Consider the following 16,666-nt stretch of genomic DNA (forward strand, 5'->3'; position numbering starts at 1 on the left):
GTGACCCGGCCCGACGAACCCCCGAGTGACGAGTTCCGGACTGCAACCGGCGCAACCTGAGCGTCCGAGACCAGCGACCGTACGTCCGGGCCGGGCATCCGGATCACCTTTCCGAATGCGAAACGAACCGCCACTCGTGTGCGGACGGAGCCGCGCGGCCGGACCGCCCGCGCGCCCCGGTGACGGCCCCTCCGCTCCCCGAAACGTCGGTCTCGACCACGCCTGCGGGCGGTTCGTGTTCTTCCTGGACGCCGACGACTGTCCGGGGCCCGAGACCCTGGCACGCACGGTGGCGACGGCCGAGGAGAACGGCACCGACATCGGCTCGGCAAGCAGGGCGAACTCCGGTTCGGGAACCCCGCGGGGCTGGCCACACCGCTGCCCGCGCTGCCCAAGTCCCCCGGCCCGGCCAAGTGGCGCCGGCCGGGGCTGCCCTGGTACGCCGAGCAGGTCGACGGCAAGCGCGACCGGTTCGAGCTGCGCGTCGCCAGGACCGAACTGGTCAGGGCCGTCGCGGGCCGCGTCAAGTCCTGGGCGCGGCATAGCTGTTGGAGCCGGCCCGCGTCGACAACGGGTGTTCCCGCACGGTACTGATGGGACATGCGTACTGATGCGGGACGCCTGATCGACGGCCGCTACCGGCTGACCGAGCGGATCGGCTCCGGCGGTATGGGCACCGTATGGCGCGCCGTGGACGAACTCATGGAGCGGGACGTCGCCGTCAAGCAGCCCCGTCTGCCGGGCGATCCGGACGACGCGGCGCACCAGCGGGCCGCCCACCGGATCTACCGAGAGGCGCGTGCCGCCGCCCGTGTGGATCATCCCGCGGCCGTGTCCATCCACGACGTGGTCGTCGAGGAGGGCTCTCCCTGGATCATCATGGAGCTGGTCCGCGGGGAGTCCCTGGACGAGGCGCTGCGTCGCGGTCCGCTGGCCCCGGCCGAGGCCGCGCGGATCGGTCTCGCCCTCGTCGGCGCGCTCGACGCGGCACACCGCGTCGGCATCGTGCACCGCGATGTGAAGCCCGCGAACGTGCTGCTCGGACCGAGCGGCCGGGTCGTCCTCACCGACTTCGGCATCGCTCACGTCCAGGGCGAGGAGTCCCTCACCGTCACCGGGGAGTTCGTCGGCTCGCTGGAGTTCATCGCGCCGGAGCGCATGTCCGGCCGGAACGCCGGTCCCGCCTCGGATCTGTGGTCGCTGGGCGTGCTGCTGTACGCGGCCGTCGAGGGATGGTCCCCCTTCCGTCGTACGACGGTGGAGTCCACCCTTGCCGCGGTGCTCGCCGCCGACCCGCCCGAGCCCGAGCGGGCCGGGCCGCTCGCTCCGCTCATCGGGCGGCTGCTGGTGAAGGAACCCGAGCAGAGGCCCGGCGCGCGGGAGACGCGCGCGGCCCTGGGGGCGGTGGCCGAGGGGTGGCCCGTGCCGGACGCGGCGCGGGAGGAGCCCGCGCAGCCCCAGGACGTGGCGGGCCTGCGGGAGTTCACGGAGGACGCGGGAACGTTCCGCCTGGGCACCGCGCCGTCCGCCCCGGCCACCCCGGAGGCCGCCACCCCCTCCGCGCGGGAATCCCCCGCGCCTCCCACCTCCCCGCCGACCGTCACCACGCCGGGCGCCCCCCGGCCAAGACGTCGCTTCCTGCGCCGTCCCGCCCCCGCCGCCGCGTTCGGCGTCCTGCTCATGGGCGGCGCCTGGCTCGGTACCTCCTACTTCGGCGGCTCCGGCGACGGGGGCGTCACGGAAGAGCACGCCACCTACCGCTCGGCGCCCGGGGCCGTCGCCGCCAGTCCCGCCGCCGGCACCTGGACCGCCCACCGCGAACCTCGGCTCGACGCGATCGTGTACGTCCCGGCGGGCACCGCACGGGACTCCGCCACGGACCGCACGGTCACCTACGGCGACGACACCGTCCGGCTCCGTCTGACCCGGGAGAAGTCGGCCCCCACCACCCTGACGGCATGGGCGCGGCAGGCCACGGCGAGTCGGCCGGGCGACGACGCGCACACTCTCTCCACACCCACGAGCTTCCACGGCGACGACGCCATGCTCACCGACACCACCTACCGGGTGGGCCGGAAGCGGTACCGGGTGCTCCAGCTCCTGGTCGTCACGGCCGTCCACGAGTCCTACGCACTGCGCGTCGACATGCCGAAAGGCACTCCCGACGAGCGACGCGGCACCGCGCTGTTCAAGGGCGCCCGGGACCGCCTGAAAGTCGGCAGCACCCTGCTGGGCTCCTGACAACGCCCTGATCAGCGCATTTACTGCCAGCGGTCACTGGCGCGGTGTGGACACCCCGTGAAAGCGCATTACCGACGGGTACCCAAACGCCTCACCCCGTCATACGCTGCGCCTCATGACGGACTCGCAGGCCCCGGAGAAGGCCACCGACAAGACCCGTACGGGCGCGGTCGGCACCAACCCGCTCGCCCCCGCCCCCGCCGGGGCCCGCACCGCCGCCGACGTGGTCACCCCGGAGCTGGTCGCCCAGCTCACCAAGGGTGTCGTCGGCTCCGGCCACACCGCCAACCACACGCCGTTCTCCGGCGAGAAGCTGGCCGACCTGCCCGAGTCCACCCCCGAGGACGTGGCCGTCGCGTTCGAGCGGGCCCGCGTCGCCCAGGCCGCCTGGGGCGCGACCCCCGTACCCGAGCGCGCCGCCGTCCTGCTCCGCTTCCACGACCTGGTGCTCGCCCGCCAGGCCGAGGTCCTCGACCTGATCCAGCTGGAGACCGGCAAGGCCCGCCTCCACGCCCACGAGGAGGTGCAGGCCGTCACCATCGCGGCCCGGCACTACGGCCGCAAGGCTCCCGCGTATCTGAGGCCCAAGCGGCACACCGGTGCCATCCCGGCGCTGACGAAGGTCACCGAACTGCGCCATCCGCGCGGCGTCGTCGGCCAGATCGCGCCCTGGAACTACCCGCTGGAGCTGTCGGTCGGCGACGCGCTCCCCGCGTTCGTCGCGGGCAACGCCGTCGTGATGAAGCCCGACACCGAGACGTGCCTGACCGCGCTGTGGGCGCGCGACCTGCTGATCGAGGCCGGGCTGCCCGCCGATGTCTTCCAGGTCGTCATCGGCGAGGGACCGGTCGTCGGCCCGGAGATCGTCCGGCACGCCGACTACGTCTCCTTCACCGGCTCCACCCGCACCGGCCGCGAGGTCGCCCAGGGCGCCGCCGCCCGTCTCGTCGGCGTCTCGCTCGAACTCGGCGGCAAGAACGCCATGCTGGTGCTCGAGGACGCCGACCTCGACAAGGCCGCCGCGGGTGCCGTCCGCGCCTGCTTCTCGTCCGCGGGTCAACTGTGCATCTCCATCGAGCGGTTGTACGTCCATGAGTCGGTCGCGGACGCCTTCCTGGAGCGCTTCGTCGCCCGCACCAAGGCCATGCGGCTCGGCACGTCCCTCGCGTACGGGGCCGACATGGGCTCGCTGGTCGGTGACCGGCAGCTGGAGACGGTGACCCGGCACGTCCAGGAGGCCGTGGCCAAGGGCGCGAAGGTACTGGCCGGCGGCGTCGCCCGCCCGGACATCGGCCCGTACTTCTACGAGCCCACCGTTCTGGACGGCGTGGAGGCGCCGATGGCGGTGTGCGCGGAGGAGACCTTCGGGCCGGTGGTGTCGGTCTACCGCTTCTCGTCGGAGGACGAGGCGGTCGAACGTGCCAACGCCACGCCGTACGGCCTCAACTCCTCCGTCTGGACGAAGGACGGCCGGCGCGGACGCGCGATCGCCGCCCGGCTGCGCACCGGCACGGTCAACGTCAACGAGGGCTATGCGCCGGCGTACGGCAGCGCGCAGTCCCCGATGGGCGGCATGGGGGACTCCGGCCTCGGCCGCCGCCATGGCTCCGAGGGCATCCTCAAATACACCGAGGCCCAGACCGTCGCGCAGCAGCGGCTGCTGCCGATGGCACCGTCGCTCGGCATGGACGACGAGCAGTACGCGGCCTTCATCAGCCGGAGTCTGCGTCTGATGAAGGCGTTCCGCCTCCGCTAGGCGGAGTCGGACACCCCCTGGCGCCGGGCCGTCAACCGCCCCTCTGTCCGCCCGAATCCACCCGTTCTCAACGAGGAGAGCACGTGTCGCAGGAGAAGTCTGTCCAGACCCGGGACGAGGACGGGTACGACTACGACGTCATCGTCGTGGGATCGGGGTTCGGCGGATCCGTCACCGCCCTGCGGCTGACCGAGAAGGGCTATCGCGTGGGCGTCCTGGAGGCGGGCCGCCGCTTCACCCGCGCCTCGCTGCCGAAGAACTCCTGGGACGTGAAGAACTACCTGTGGGCACCCGCCCTCGGTCTGTACGGCATCCAGCGCATCCATCTGCTCGGCAACGTGATGGTGCTCGCGGGCGCGGGGGTCGGCGGCGGCTCCCTCAACTACGCCAACACCCTCTACGTACCGCCGAAGGCGTTCTTCGACGACCCGCAGTGGAAGGGCATCACCGACTGGCAGGAGGAGCTGGCGCCGTACTACGACCAGGCGCGGCGCATGCTGGGCGTCCGGCTCAACCGCACCATGACCCCGGTGGACGTCCATCTGAAGGCCGCCGCCGAGCGGATCGGGGTGGGGGACACCTTCCACATGGCGCCGGTCGGCGTCTTCTTCGGTGACGGCGACGACGCGGACGGGTCGGCCAGGGCCGAGCCGGGCGCGGAGGTCCCGGACCCGTACTTCGGCGGCGCGGGGCCCGCCCGCCGGGCGTGCACCGAGTGCGGCGAGTGCATGACGGGCTGCCGCCACGGCGCGAAGAACACGCTCAACGAGAACTACCTCTATCTCGCCGAGAAGGCGGGCGCGACCGTCCATCCCATGACGACGGTCGTGTCGGTCACGGACGACTCCCGGGGCGGTTTCGCCCTCGCGACCCTGCCGACCGACGACAAGCGCAAGGGCAACGGGCGGTTCTTCACGGCGCGGCGGGTCGTCCTCGCGGCGGGCACGTACGGCACGCAGACGCTGCTGCACCGGATGAAGGCGCACGGCCGGCTGCCCCATGTCTCCGACCGGCTGGGCGAGCTGACCCGCACCAACTCCGAGGCCCTGGTGGGCGCGCGCACGGACGACCGCCGCTACCGCAAGGCGCACGGCACGGACCGGGTCGACTTCACCAAGGGCGTCGCGATCACGTCCTCGATCCACCCGGACGAGAACACGCACATCGAGCCGGTCCGCTACGGCAAGGGCTCGAACGCGATGGGCGGTCTGTCGACCCTCCAGGTCCCCTACGCGGAGGGCTCCTCCCGCGTCCTGGCCTGGCTCGCGAACGTGGCGCGGCACCCGTGGCTGATGCTGCGCTCCATGTCGTACCGGCGCTGGTCGGAGCGGACCCTGATCGCCCTGGTGATGCAGTCGCTGGACAACTCCCTGACGACGTATCTGCGGCCCAAGGGTCCGGGCCGGGGCCTGCTGACCGCCCGCCAGGGTCACGGCGCGCCCAACCCGAAGCAGATCAAGGCGGGTACGGAGACCGCGGACGCGATCGCCGTCGAGATCAACGGCTTCGCGGGCAGCAATGTCGGCGAACTGATGGGCACCCCGCTGACCGCGCACTTCCTCGGCGGCTGCGCGATCGGCGACTCGCGCGAGACGGGGGTGATCGACCCGTACCACCGGCTGTACGGCTACCCGGGGATCTCGGTGGTCGACGGCGCGGCGGTGTCGGCGAACCTGGGCGTCAACCCGTCGCTGACGATCACCGCGCAGGCCGAGCGGGCGATGTCGTACTGGCCGAACAAGGGCGAGGCGGACCCGCGCCCGGCCCAGGGGGCGGCCTACGAGCGCCTCGAGCCGGTGGAGCCCCGGCACCCGGCGGTGCCCGAGAAGGCGTTCGGGGCGCTGCGGCTGCCGTTCCTGGGGATGCCGACGGTGCCGCCCAAGGACAAGAGCGGGAGCGAGTGACATCGGGCGCCCCGGGTGAGGGGGCGCCGCCGTCCACGGGCAAAGGGCCCCGCGGTCGTGTCGCGGGGCCCTTCGCCTCGTCGGCATCGGCGTCAGGGCGGCGCCGGTGCCCGGAGCGGCGCCGGGGGGTCGCGCCGCCTGTCTGTGTGCAGTGCCGCCGGTGTCGGCCGTCTGTCCGGTCGCCGAGGGGGGTGGCCGTCTCCGGGCGGTTCCGTCGGCCGGTTCCGGGCGTCTCCGGGCGGTTCCGTCGGCCGGTTCCGGGCGTCCCCGGAACCGGCCGTTCAGTGCTGACCGGGCTGCTGTCCCCTGCCGTCCGGTCACCTTTCTGGAACGAGGTCCCACGGCCTACGGCATGATCCGTACACCTCATCGCTCCAGCGGAGCCACGCGTGGTTCTCCCGGGCCCGCCCCTGGCTGGCGCGGACACCGGTACCAACGACGCCCCCACGGCCCGGTCACGCACCGTGCGGGTGAGGCGGCAGGGGAACGTGTATCCGCTCGTACGGGGATTCGCGCCCGGCGTCAGACACGGCCCCGGCACAGCTCCAGCAGGGTCATCGCGAGCCCCGTGCCGGGCTTGCCGAGAGCCTCCCGGTAGTGGCCGAGGACCTCCATCTCGCGGGAGAGGTTCACCCGGCGGCCACCGGAGGTGATACGGGCCTCCTGGATCACTGCGGAGACCGCCATGCGCTCCTGGATGAGACCGATGATGCGGTCGTCCAGCGCGTCGATGCGCTCACGCGCGCCGGTGATCACATCGACGGCCTCGGGTGTGCGCGCGCCGGTCCTCTCGGCGGCGGTGCTCTTCTCGGCGGTGGTGCTGTTTCCGGCGGTGGTCTGCTCGGTGCTGGTGGCGGTCATGGCCGGGGCTCCTCGGAGGTCGGTGACGGGAGCCCCGGATCGGCACGGTCCGCAAACGCCAGGCGCCCCGGACCGTATCGGCCCGGGGCGCCTGGGAAGTCGCTTGTCAGTGGCTCAAGCAGCACGACCATGGCATCCGGTGGGCCCGGTGCCATAGGTAAAGACGAAGGTCGTGTACGAGAGCATGGACCCAGTATGCCGTGGTGACGCGCGGCGTCCAACCACGTTCGGATGGTGAGATCGCGCGGGTCCGGTGGCGGCCGTCCCCGCGACGCGGAGGGGGTCGCACGGGCACCCCGTTAGAATCGATGGCACAGACCCCCCGCCCGACCGCCGGAAGGCACCACGTGTCATCAGCGACCCACGCTGCCGCCGCCCCCGACACCGTCCTGGTCGTCGACTTCGGCGCGCAGTACGCCCAGCTCATCGCCCGCCGCGTCCGCGAGGCCCGGGTCTACAGCGAGATCGTGCCGAGCACCATGCCGGTCGAGGAGATGCTCGCCAAGAACCCGGCGGCCATCATCCTCTCCGGCGGCCCCTCGTCGGTCTACGAGGAGGGCGCCCCGACCGTCGACCGTGCCCTCTTCGAGGCCGGCGTCCCCGTCTTCGGCATGTGCTACGGCTTCCAGCTGATGGCCCAGACCCTCGGCGGCACCGTCGACAACAACGGCTCCCGTGAGTACGGCCGTACGGAGCTGGTCGTCTCCAGGCCGTCCTCCACCCTCTTCGAGGGCACCCCCGCCGAGCAGATCGTCTGGATGTCCCACGGCGACGCGTGCTCCGCCGCCCCCGAGGGCTTCACCGTCACGGGTTCCACGGACCTCGTCCCGGTCGCCGCCTTCGAGAACGACGAGAAGAGGCTCTACGGCGTCCAGTACCACCCCGAGGTCATGCACTCCACGCACGGCCAGCAGGTGCTGGAGCACTTCCTGTACCGGGGCGCGGGCCTGTCCCCGACCTGGACCACGGGAAATGTGATCGAGGAGCAGGTCGAGGCGATCCGCGAGCAGGTCGGCACCCGGCGCGCCATCTGCGGTCTGTCCGGCGGTGTGGACTCCGCCGTCGCCGCCGCGCTCGTCCAGAAGGCCATCGGCTCCCAGCTGACCTGCGTCTACGTCGACCACGGCCTGATGCGCAAGGGCGAGACCGAGCAGGTCGAGAAGGACTTCGTCGCGGCCACCGGCGTCCAGCTGAAGGTCGTCGACGCCGAGGAGAGGTTCCTCAGCGCGCTCCAGGGCGTCTCCGACCCCGAGGAGAAGCGGAAGATCATCGGCCGCGAGTTCATCCGGGTCTTCGAGCAGGCCCAGGCGGAGATCGTCGCGGAGGCCGGCGCGAGCGGCGAGCCGGTCGAGTTCCTCGTCCAGGGCACCCTCTACCCGGACGTCGTCGAGTCCGGCGGCGGCACCGGTACGGCCAACATCAAGTCCCACCACAACGTGGGCGGCCTCCCCGAGGACCTCGAGTTCCAGCTGATCGAGCCGCTGCGCAAGCTCTTCAAGGACGAGGTCCGCATGGTCGGCCAGGAGCTCGGCCTGCCGGAGGAGATCGTCCAGCGCCAGCCCTTCCCGGGCCCGGGTCTCGGCATCCGTATCGTCGGTGAGGTCACCAAGGAGCGGCTCGACCTGCTCCGCGAGGCCGACGCCATCGCCCGCGAGGAGCTGACGGCGGCCGGTCTCGACCGTGACATCTGGCAGTGCCCGGTGGTCCTGCTCGCCGACGTCCGCAGCGTCGGCGTCCAGGGCGACGGCCGGACGTACGGCCACCCGATCGTGCTGCGCCCCGTCTCGTCCGAGGACGCCATGACCGCCGACTGGTCGCGGCTGCCGTACGAGGTGCTCGCGAAGATCTCCACCCGGATCACCAACGAGGTCCGTGACGTCAACCGGGTCGTCCTCGACGTGACCTCGAAGCCGCCGGGGACCATCGAGTGGGAGTGATCCCGGGGAACTCCCGGGTCATGCCCGCCTGAGAGTGCGCACCGGCTCTCCGGGCTTCCAGGTCTCGACGACCAGATGGGTGTCGTTCTCGACGGAGATCCGTACGACCTCCGTCAGCTCGGTGCGGAAGAGGTGGAACGGCTGCGGCGGTTCCACCTCTTTCACATACGCGCTCTTGGTCGCGGGGTCGTCGACCTCGACGGCCCGCCCGCTGATCCGCACGTCCCCGCCGCCCATCCCCGTGCCCGGCCCCGGGTTCGCCTGGAGCGCGAAACGCGGGTCGCGGCGCAGGTCCAGCGCCTTGACCGAGTCCGGCATCATGCCGAACCACAGCTCGCCGTCCACGAAGCGCACCTCCATTCCGGTGGTGCGCGGCGAGCCGTCCTTGCGGAGCGTCGCGAGGACATGGTGGGTGAACGCCTTGAAGCGTGCCTCGACGGTGGTGGCGAGACCGGGTTCCGCCGCGGCGAACGCCGCCCAGTTCGGGGCCACGGGATCTGTTGTCGTCATGGGACGAGTCTTGCGCCGAATCCGGACATCTTCTGTCGGATATCAGGTATGTGCGTCATCTTTACAAAGCCGCGCTGTCATCCGGGCCTGACCGCCGGTAACTTCCGGCCCGTCAAGCAATCCAGTGCCGGAGGACCCATGCACGGCCCCACTCCGCCCCCGCCCCTGCCGACCGACCGGCTGACGTTCGCCATGCCGCCGATGCACGAGTCGGTCGAGGACGAACGGGCGCACCGCAAGGAGCGGCTCGCGGGCGCGCTGCGGATCTTCGCACGGCTCGGCTTCGAGGACGGCGTCTCTGGGCACATCACCGCCCGCGACCCGGAGTTCAGCGACTGTTTCTGGGTCAACCCGTTCGGGATGCCGTTCCGGCATGTCACGGTGAGCGACCTGGTGCTCGCCAACCAGGACGGGCAGGTGATCGAGGGCCGCTACCACGTGAACCAGGCGGCGTTCACCGTGCACGCCCAGGTGCACGCCGCCCGCCCCGACGTCGTCGCCGTCGCCCACTGCCACTCGGTGCACGGACGGGCCCTCGCGGCCCTCGGCGATCTGCTGGACCCGATCACCCAGGAGTCCTGCGCCTTCTACGAGGACCACGCCGTCTACGACGCCTACACCGGCGTCACCGTGGACGCCGAGGAAGGCCGTCGGATCGCGGACGCGCTCGACACCCGCAAGGCACTCGTGCTGCGCAACCACGGGCTGCTGACCGTCGGCGACTCGGTGGACGCGGCGGCCTGGTGGTTTCTGTCTATGGAACGCTCCTGCCAGGTGCAGCTGACCGCGAAGGCCGCGGGCCGGCCCGTGCTGATCGACCACCGGCAGGCGGTGGCGACCCGGGAGCAGCTCGGCGGAGACCTGGTGGCCTGGATCAACTACCAGCCGCTGTGGCAGGACATCAGCCGCAGCGAGCCCGATCTGCTGAGCTGACGGCGCCTGTCGCCTGCCGTCCGTCGGCTGCGTCTGTCAATCGAGCGGTTGTTCTTTCACCCGCCCTGACCGGACCTGACGGACGCGAGGCGTGTTCCGTACGGCACAATTCGCTGTCGTCGCATGCCAGTTGCCGTGGCGGTTGCGACTTGGGATCTGGCGCGTGGAAGGCGGCAGCGGTCGTGGCGGTGCAGGAGGCGAGACAGGGTGCGGGGCGCGGAAGCGGTCCGGGTGCCCACGAGGGTGGCTGCACCTGCGGGGGCTGCCCGCACGGCGCGCGTGAGGGACACCGGCGAGCGGTCGCCGAATTCCTGGCGAAACGGGACGAGTTTGCCTCCGGGCGAGGGCTGCCCCCGGCGGTCGCCTACTCCGCGTCCGCGTCCCGCCAGTGGGTGTCCGACGAACTGACCCAGTCCGCGGACCTGGTCGCCGAGCGGAGCCGGGCCGACGGCGAGGCCTGGCTGGCCCGGCTGTGGCGGTTCACCGCGATCGTGGTGTGGGGCGCGGTGGCGATCCTGCTGCTGGCGCAGGCGTTGACGGCCATCGGGGCCGGATGGACCGCGGCGCGCACGGCCGGACTGGTCGCGGCCGTGCTGGCGGGTGCCGCACTGACCGCTGCCGGATATCTGCACCGGGCGCGCGGCGGGGCGCTCGCGCCCGTCATCGGCGAGGACAACCGGCTCTCGACCTCGCGTGCGGTGGCGGCGGCCTGGGTGCTGTTCGTCGTGTACGCGCTGCTGGTGCTGATCGGTGAGCTGGCGGTGGTCTCCGCGCACGACCGGCGCGACGCGCTGATCGCCGGGCTCGACCTCGCGCGCGGGGTGGGCGTGGTGACCGTGGTCGCCGTGGTGAGCGGGATCGCGGTCCTCGTCCGCCGAGTGGTGGGGCTGCGGGTCCTCGGTCAGCGGCTGCAGAAGGTGCGGGCCGACCGGCCGCGGGCGGCGGACCTGCTCACGGACGACTCCGGCCGGGGCAGCTTCGCGGACACCCAGTATCTGGTGATCAGCGGGGTCGCACTGGTCTTCGCGGCGGTACGGCTGGCCCGCCGCCCCGACCAGCTCCCCGATCTGCCGTGGGGTCTGGCCCTGCTGGTCCTGGTCGCCGCGGCCACCTACCTCGCCGGGAAGTACGCCGAGGGCGGCCGCCCGGTGGTCCTCTCGGTGGTCCGGGCACGGGAGGCGGGCGATCTGGACGCGCCGATCCGTACCGGCGACGACATCGAGATCCGCGGCGCCGGCTTCGTACCCCCGGGCGCCGAGTCGGCGGGCCGGCTCTCCCGGATGGCGGTCCGGATCGGCGCGGTCCATGTCCATGTGCCCCTGGTCCCGGTCCCCGGCGGCTTCAGCAACCCGACGGACACGCTGCTGACGGTCCCCGTACCGGCCGACGTGGAACCCGGGAAGGTCGACGTCCAGGTGGTCACGGCGGCCGGGGTGGAGACCAACCGCGTGACGATCGACGTGACGGAGTGACGGAACGGCGGGGTGACAGGGCGACGGGGCGACGGAATCTCGGGGTGACGGAGTGAGGGGCGACGGAATCTCGGGGTGACGGAGTGACGGGGCGGCGGAATCTCGGGGCGACGGAATCTCGGGGTGACGGAGTGACGGGCGACGGAATCTCGGGGTGACGGGAGTGACGGGCGACGGAATCTCGGGGTGACGGAGTGACGGGCGGCGGAATCTCGGGGTGACGGAGTGACGGGGCGGAGGAATTGCAGGGTGGGGGGCGGCGGACCGACGGAGATCGGCTTCCGCCTTTCGGCCCACTCCGGGCGACGGCCGGCCCGCCACGATGAAACGCTGGGGACAGGAGAAGGAACGCGGGCCCGGGACCGGGGCCGCTCCCGCCGACGGGAGTCCGGGCAAGAGCCGTCCGGGCGCGAGAACCCGAAAAAATCGGCGCACACCGGTTGAGCGGTCGTCCCCTTTCGCACGTATGGTCTGTTGAGGGGTCAACCACTGGCAGGCGAGAGGCGGCGAGACGATGGCTCAAGGCATGCGTACGGAGTCGCACACTTCGTATTTCGAGGAGAACCGCTCCTGGCGGGACACCGCCACCCGGTACGCACTTCTTCCCCTGCGGATCTTCCTCGGCGTCACTTTCATCTATGCGGGCCTGGACAAGCTCACCAGCAGCACCTTCCTGCACAGTTCGGGTTCTGGTTCGATCGGCGACCTGATGCGCGCCGTGCGCGACTCCTCCGCGATCCCTGCGCTGGTCGATCTCGCGCTGAAGAACCCCACCGGTTTCGGATACGCCATGGCCTTCGGTGAGCTGGCCGTCGGCCTCGGTACGCTCGTCGGTCTGCTGTCCCGCCTCGCCGCGTTCGGCGGCGCGCTCATCTCCCTGAGCCTGTGGCTGACCGTGAGCTGGGCCTCCAGTCCTTACTACTACGGCAACGACCTCGCCTATCTGATGGCCTGGCTGCCCCTGGTTCTGGCCGGCGCCCCGGTCCTCTCCCTGGACGCCGCCCTCCGCTCCCGTCGCCGCCAACGCCAGCGCCCGGATCTCTACCGCTGAGCCCAGAAGTGCCCGAGGGACGGGGCGGACGTCGGCTACGGAGTCGTCGCCCCGTCCCGTTCCGTGTGCGGTCGCCGGCGGGACGCGTGGCCCCTGCGTATCGCGCGGGCCAGCATGCCCGTCACGGCCGCGAGACAGAGCCCGCCGCCGACGAGCGGGACGATCGCGAACCACGGCGTCTCCCAGGCCCCCCGCGCGTCGCCGACGAAGGCGACGCCCGCGGCGGCCAGGAAGGCACCGGCGACCAGCCGTCCGGGCTGGAACTCATGCCGCAGCACGGGTCACCTCCACCCGGCCCAGTCCGACCTCGAGGCTGAGATCGAGTGTCGCCGTGCTCTTCGTCCCCGCTGGGGGAGAGAGCGTCAGCTGCTTGTGCCTGCCGGCCTTCACGTCCACGTCCCTCCTGGAGTCGCCCGGCAACCGGATGTCGCCGACACCCGTGTCGATCTTCAGTCTCACCGTCGCGTCCTCGGGGAGCACGACCTTCAGCTTGCCCACGCCCACCTCCGCGCGGCTCGTCACCGTCCGGTTCCCCGTCTGCTTCACCCGGCTGAGATCGAGGGTGCCCTCGCCGGTGCCCAGGTCGTACCTCTCCTGGACCGCGGCCGCCGAGACCGGCGCCCATGTCGTGTGCGTCCAGTGCGTGCCGATGTCCTTGGGCAGCGCCACCGACCCGGCGAGCAGCGCCGCCGTGAGCATCGCCAGAAACATCGAGCCCGCTCCCGTACGCCCCAGGAAGGAGCTGATCGCGATGCCCGTGCCGAACACGACGAGCGCACACGCGAGGCCCGTCTGCAGGCTGGTGCCGAGGGCCTGGCCGTGCCACGTCAGGCCGGTGCCGAGACCGCCCGCGACGAGCGCGAACAGGAACACCCAGCCGCCGATCCAGCGCGGACCCCGTGGCTCGGGGCGGGGCGTGGTGCGTGTCTGTTGTCTGTACGAGGTGTCGCGGGCGATGGTGACCGCCGCTGCGACATCACGGCCGGGGGTGTCGCTCGGGCCCCACAGATATCCCGTGCCCCCCACATGCGTGCCGTCCTTCACGATGGGGTCGCGCCACCAGGAGGGGGAGCCGGTGGGGACGGGCGGTGCCGTCGCCTCCGGCGGCGCGTCGGCCGCCGCCTGGGCGGCCAGCGGGTCCGGGTCGGGGGCGCCGCGCTGCCGCGACCAGTACCCCGCCCCCGCGAGGAGCAGGGACAGGACGGCGGCGAAGGTCAGCACCCCGCCGTTTCTGAACATCGACAGGAAGACCCCGCAGCCCACCAGGGCGAAGAGAACCGCCGCCAGGCCCTGTCCGTCGACGCGGCCCGTCAGCAGCTTGCGGATCTCGTTCTCCTCTTCGTCCTCGTACGGGATGAAGAGCCAGCAGAAGCCGTAGAAGATCAGACCGAGGCCGCCCGCCGCGGAGAGCACGGCCAGCACGATCCGGAAGATCACCGGGTCCATGTCGCACTGCCGCCCGAGCCCGGCGCAGACGCCGGCCAGCATCTTGTACCGCCGGTCACGCCGGAAGGGACCCTCGCCCTCGGCCGGCTCGGCCCCGTCCTCGGGGGACGTGCCGTCGTGCCCGGCCGGGTCCGCGTCTCGGGCCGCGTCCTCGTGCCTGTCCTCGCTCACGCCGTCGCCCGCGTTCCCGTCCTCGGCTCCGTTCTCCCGCACGGCCGCATCCTGCCCTACGGTCGTGTCCTCGTGTGCGCGCGGCGCCTCTCCCCGGGCAGCCGGAGCATGCCCGGCGTCGGGGCCGTGCCCCGCGCCGGGGTCTCGCCCCGCTGCCGTGTGCCGCTGATCCGTCATGTGTCCATGGTCGCCGCCGCGGCCGCCTCGCGGGAGTCGGGACGACCCTGGCCGAACCCTGAAATCTGCCCTGACCGCCGTCAAGGGAAGTGTTCGACCGCCCCGATTCGAAGATCAGGGGCGTCTAGGGGGTCCACCCTGATGTCCGGGCAGGCCGCTCGTGTGACCATCGATGGCATGCCGGACACCGCAGGAGTGCCCCTCGCCGAACCGCGGCCGCCGCGCAAGCTCTACCGCAGCAGCGACGGACGCTGGCTCGGCGGAGTGGCGCGGGGGCTCGCCGGGCATCTCGGGCTGCCCGTGATCTGGGTGCGCCTCGTGTTCGTGGGCCTGATGATGGCGGACGGCCTCGGCGCACTGCTGTACGCCGCGTTCTGGTTCTTCGTCCCGCTCGGTGTCGGCGGCGTCGACGAGCGCCGCTCCCCGTCGCTGGTCGGCACCGAGACCTCGCCCGACGGCCGTCGCAGACTGGTCGCCCGCAGACCCGACCGGGGCCAGATCGTCGCCCTGCTCCTCATGGTCGTCCTGGCGCTGACCTTCGTCGGCAGTGTGAATCTCGGCGGCGGCACCAAGGCGTATCTCATCCCGGCCGTCCTCGTCGCGGCGGGCGTCGCCCTGGTCTGGCGCCAGGCGGACAACGCACGGCGGGCCCGCTGGATGGAGGTCGGCGGCCGCCGGCGCACCCTCACCCTGCTGCGCGCCGCGGCGGGTGTGCTGCTCGTCACCGCCGGCGTCTCCGGCATCTTCGTGCTGCAGGGCTCCGCGGCCCATCTCGGCTCCGTCCTGCAGGCGGCGCTCGCGGTCCTCGTCGGCATAGCGCTGCTCGCCGGACCGTATCTGGTGCGGATGTCCCAGGACCTGTCCGAGGAGCGGCTGATGCGCATCCGCGCCCAGGAGCGCGCGGAGGTCGCCGCCCACGTCCACGACTCGGTGCTGCACACCCTGACCCTGATCCAGCGCAACGCGGAGAACGCGGGCGAGGTGCGCCGCCTCGCCCGCGCCCAGGAGCGCGATCTGCGCGCCTGGCTCTACAAACCGGAGGGCACCGGCAAGGACGAGGACGAGGAGCCCCGCACGCTGGCGGAGGCCGTCCGGCGCAACGCGGCGGAGGTGGAGGACAAGCACGGCGTCCCCATCGAGGTCGTCGTCGTCGGCGACTGCCCCCTCGACGAGCGGACGGGCGCACAGATGCAGGCCGCGCGCGAAGCGATGGTGAACGCCGCCAAGTACGGTGGCGAGGGCGGCGCCGTCCAGGTCTATGCCGAGGTCGAGGGAAGGACCGTGTTCGTGTCCGTCCGCGACCGGGGCCCCGGCTTCGACCTCGACGCGATACCCACGGACCGCATGGGTGTCAGAGAATCGATCATCGGCCGCATGGAGCGCCACGGCGGCACCGCACGGCTGCGCCCGGTGCCCGGGGGCGGCACGGAGGTCGAGCTGGAGATGGAGAGGGCGGAGACTACGACATGAGCGACGCGAACGAGCCGGCCGGCCCGGTGGAGCCGGAGCGGGCGGGCGAGGGCACGGGGGAGCGGCGCGTGCGGGTCGTGCTCGTCGACGACCACCGTATGTTCCGTACGGGCGTCCGGGCGGAGATCGGGCAGACCGAGCGGACCGGCGTCGAGGTCGTGGGGGAGGCCGCGGACGTCGACCAGGCGGTGTCGGTGATCACCGAGACCCGACCCGAGGTGGTCCTCCTCGACGTCCATCTCCCGGGCGGCGGCGGTGTCGAAGTGCTGCGCCGCTGTGCCGCGTTGACGGCGGACGCCGAGCGGCCGGTCCGGTTTCTCGCGCTGTCAGTGTCGGACGCGGCGGAGGACGTGATCGGAGTGATCCGCGGCGGTGCCCGCGGATACGTGACGAAGACCATCACCGGCACGGACCTCGTCGCCTCAATCTTCCGTGTCCAGGAGGGCGACGCCGTCTTCTCCCCGCGGCTGGCCGGCTTCGTCCTCGACGCCTTCGCCTCGACCGACGCCCCGCCCGTCGACGAGGACCTCGACCGCCTCACCCAGCGCGAGCGCGAGGTCCTGCGCCTCATCGCCCGCGGCTATGCGTACAAGGAGATCGCCAAGCAGCTGTTCATCTCGGTGAAGACGGTCGAGTCCCATGTCTCGGCGGTGCTGCGCAAGCTCCAGCTGTCCAACCGTCATGAACTGACCCGCTGGGCGACGGCACGCCGACTGGTCTGACGGGCCGTCGCCCGC

General features: G+C 72.0%; 14 protein-coding genes. 10 read left to right on the forward strand and 4 right to left on the reverse strand.

The annotated features are described in order from the left end of the window. Window positions 1-115: 115 nt before the first annotated feature. The 4 genes from ACFY2Z_RS05935 (at window position 116) to ACFY2Z_RS05950 (ending at window position 5,901) form a co-directional block, all read left to right on the forward strand. On the forward strand, window positions 116-625 hold the full coding sequence (locus tag ACFY2Z_RS05935; protein WP_390742947.1) for a glycosyltransferase: 510 nt from the start codon (window positions 116-118) through the stop codon (window positions 623-625). Beyond that, window positions 601-2,241 carry a serine/threonine-protein kinase gene (locus tag ACFY2Z_RS05940; RefSeq protein ID WP_390742948.1) on the forward strand — a complete coding sequence of 547 codons (1,641 nt, stop codon included), beginning with the start codon at window positions 601-603 and terminating at the stop codon, window positions 2,239-2,241. Before ACFY2Z_RS05935 ends, ACFY2Z_RS05940 begins: the two co-directional genes overlap by 25 nt. A 115-nt stretch (window positions 2,242-2,356) precedes the next feature. Beyond that, complete coding sequence (locus tag ACFY2Z_RS05945) at window positions 2,357-3,997, forward strand: succinic semialdehyde dehydrogenase (protein ID WP_390742949.1); 1,641 nt, start codon at window positions 2,357-2,359, stop codon at window positions 3,995-3,997. A gap of 83 nt (window positions 3,998-4,080) precedes the next feature. Further along, entirely contained in the window at window positions 4,081-5,901 is a 1,821-nt protein-coding gene (locus tag ACFY2Z_RS05950; protein WP_390742950.1) for a GMC family oxidoreductase N-terminal domain-containing protein, read from the forward strand. Between the two features lie 522 nt (window positions 5,902-6,423). On the opposite strand, the gene ACFY2Z_RS05955 is transcribed toward ACFY2Z_RS05950, so the two are convergent. After that, window positions 6,424-6,762 (reverse strand): chorismate mutase, encoded by a 339-nt coding sequence (locus ACFY2Z_RS05955; protein WP_390742951.1) that lies wholly within the window; start codon window positions 6,760-6,762, stop codon window positions 6,424-6,426. A 347-nt stretch (window positions 6,763-7,109) separates the two neighbouring features. On the opposite strand from ACFY2Z_RS05955, the gene guaA reads away from it, so the two are divergent. Further along, window positions 7,110-8,699 carry a glutamine-hydrolyzing GMP synthase gene (gene guaA, locus ACFY2Z_RS05960; protein ID WP_390742952.1) on the forward strand — a complete coding sequence of 530 codons (1,590 nt, stop codon included), beginning with the start codon at window positions 7,110-7,112 and terminating at the stop codon, window positions 8,697-8,699. Between the two features lie 18 nt (window positions 8,700-8,717). On the opposite strand, the gene ACFY2Z_RS05965 is transcribed toward guaA, so the two are convergent. Continuing rightward, window positions 8,718-9,209 (reverse strand): pyridoxamine 5'-phosphate oxidase family protein, encoded by a 492-nt coding sequence (locus ACFY2Z_RS05965; protein ID WP_390742953.1) that lies wholly within the window; start codon window positions 9,207-9,209, stop codon window positions 8,718-8,720. 138 nt (window positions 9,210-9,347) lie between these two features. On the opposite strand from ACFY2Z_RS05965, the gene ACFY2Z_RS05970 reads away from it, so the two are divergent. From ACFY2Z_RS05970 to ACFY2Z_RS05980, 3 genes are all read left to right on the forward strand, one after another. Beyond that, window positions 9,348-10,142 (forward strand): class II aldolase/adducin family protein, encoded by a 795-nt coding sequence (locus ACFY2Z_RS05970; RefSeq protein ID WP_390742954.1) that lies wholly within the window; start codon window positions 9,348-9,350, stop codon window positions 10,140-10,142. Between the two features lie 182 nt (window positions 10,143-10,324). After that, entirely contained in the window at window positions 10,325-11,614 is a 1,290-nt protein-coding gene (locus ACFY2Z_RS05975; protein WP_390742955.1) for a hypothetical protein, read from the forward strand. A gap of 526 nt (window positions 11,615-12,140) precedes the next feature. Continuing rightward, on the forward strand, window positions 12,141-12,665 hold the full coding sequence (locus tag ACFY2Z_RS05980; protein WP_390742956.1) for a DoxX family protein: 525 nt from the start codon (window positions 12,141-12,143) through the stop codon (window positions 12,663-12,665). A gap of 35 nt (window positions 12,666-12,700) precedes the next feature. Here ACFY2Z_RS05980 and ACFY2Z_RS05985 read toward each other — a convergent pair whose 3' ends face one another. Both ACFY2Z_RS05985 and ACFY2Z_RS05990 read right to left on the reverse strand, forming a co-directional pair. Next, window positions 12,701-12,943: a hypothetical protein gene (locus tag ACFY2Z_RS05985; protein ID WP_390742957.1), complete on the reverse strand. Its 243-nt coding sequence runs from the start codon at window positions 12,941-12,943 to the stop codon at window positions 12,701-12,703. Further along, window positions 12,930-14,459, reverse strand: coding sequence for a PspC domain-containing protein (locus tag ACFY2Z_RS05990; RefSeq protein ID WP_390742958.1), 1,530 nt, complete (start codon window positions 14,457-14,459; stop codon window positions 12,930-12,932). Before ACFY2Z_RS05990 ends, ACFY2Z_RS05985 begins: the two co-directional genes overlap by 14 nt. 177 nt (window positions 14,460-14,636) lie before the next feature. Between ACFY2Z_RS05990 and ACFY2Z_RS05995 the strand changes: the two genes are divergently transcribed. Together ACFY2Z_RS05995 and ACFY2Z_RS06000 are read left to right on the forward strand one after the other, a co-directional pair. Continuing rightward, window positions 14,637-15,929, forward strand: coding sequence for a PspC domain-containing protein (locus ACFY2Z_RS05995; RefSeq protein ID WP_390742959.1), 1,293 nt, complete (start codon window positions 14,637-14,639; stop codon window positions 15,927-15,929). After that, window positions 15,926-16,651, forward strand: coding sequence for a response regulator transcription factor (locus ACFY2Z_RS06000; protein ID WP_311691141.1), 726 nt, complete (start codon window positions 15,926-15,928; stop codon window positions 16,649-16,651). Before ACFY2Z_RS05995 ends, ACFY2Z_RS06000 begins: the two co-directional genes overlap by 4 nt. The last annotated feature ends 15 nt before the right edge of the window (window positions 16,652-16,666 follow it).

The sequence above is a fragment of the Streptomyces sp. NPDC001222 genome (assembly GCF_042896945.1).
Classification (GTDB): Bacteria; Actinomycetota; Actinomycetes; order Streptomycetales; family Streptomycetaceae; genus Streptomyces; species Streptomyces gibsoniae.

Excerpts from the sequence above, each read along its gene's own strand:
- ACFY2Z_RS05935 (WP_390742947.1), top strand. The coding sequence starts at position 116 with ATGCGAAACGAACCGCCACTCGTGTGCGGACGGAGCCGCGCGGCCGGA.
- ACFY2Z_RS05940 (WP_390742948.1), top strand. The coding sequence starts at position 601 with ATGCGTACTGATGCGGGACGCCTGATCGACGGCCGCTACCGGCTGACC.
- ACFY2Z_RS05945 (WP_390742949.1), top strand. The coding sequence starts at position 2,357 with ATGACGGACTCGCAGGCCCCGGAGAAGGCCACCGACAAGACCCGTACG.
- ACFY2Z_RS05955 (WP_390742951.1), bottom strand. The coding sequence starts at position 6,762 with ATGACCGCCACCAGCACCGAGCAGACCACCGCCGGAAACAGCACCACC.
- ACFY2Z_RS05965 (WP_390742953.1), bottom strand. The coding sequence starts at position 9,209 with ATGACGACAACAGATCCCGTGGCCCCGAACTGGGCGGCGTTCGCCGCG.
- ACFY2Z_RS05970 (WP_390742954.1), top strand. The coding sequence starts at position 9,348 with ATGCACGGCCCCACTCCGCCCCCGCCCCTGCCGACCGACCGGCTGACG.
- ACFY2Z_RS05980 (WP_390742956.1), top strand. The coding sequence starts at position 12,141 with ATGCGTACGGAGTCGCACACTTCGTATTTCGAGGAGAACCGCTCCTGG.
- ACFY2Z_RS05990 (WP_390742958.1), bottom strand. The coding sequence starts at position 14,459 with ATGACGGATCAGCGGCACACGGCAGCGGGGCGAGACCCCGGCGCGGGG.
- ACFY2Z_RS05995 (WP_390742959.1), top strand. The coding sequence starts at position 14,637 with ATGCCGGACACCGCAGGAGTGCCCCTCGCCGAACCGCGGCCGCCGCGC.
- ACFY2Z_RS06000 (WP_311691141.1), top strand. The coding sequence starts at position 15,926 with ATGAGCGACGCGAACGAGCCGGCCGGCCCGGTGGAGCCGGAGCGGGCG.